This is a genomic window from Undibacterium sp. Di27W, assembly GCF_049340345.1.
GTDB lineage: Bacteria > Pseudomonadota > Gammaproteobacteria > Burkholderiales > Burkholderiaceae_D > Undibacterium.
Window position 1 is genome coordinate 1 of sequence record NZ_JBMPOS010000201.1, and the last position, 240, is coordinate 240.

The 240-nt window shown below is 51.7% G+C and carries 1 protein-coding gene; it reads right to left on the reverse strand.

Going from position 1 to position 240, the window contains the following annotated elements:
* On the reverse strand, window positions 1–240 hold a 240-nt coding region (locus tag ACO0LF_RS31890; protein WP_423021486.1), incomplete at both ends, for a hypothetical protein.

Below are 240 nucleotides of genomic sequence, written 5' to 3' on the forward strand. Positions count from 1 at the left end.
TGGTGACTTTGCCATCGGCGGCGACTATGCGTTCCTGGCTGAGGTTGTTGCCTGTGTAGATGAATTCTACCGATTCTCCATTGGCGTCCGTAATCTTAGCCAGCAGCTCGCCGTTGTAGCTGTAGGTAGTGATATTGCCGCTGGTGTCGCTGGCGGTGGCCAGTTTCCAACCACTGTTATTACCTTTATAAGTTTCTGTTTGGTGAGTGATGCTATTGGTCCAGGTCCAGGTGGAACCCT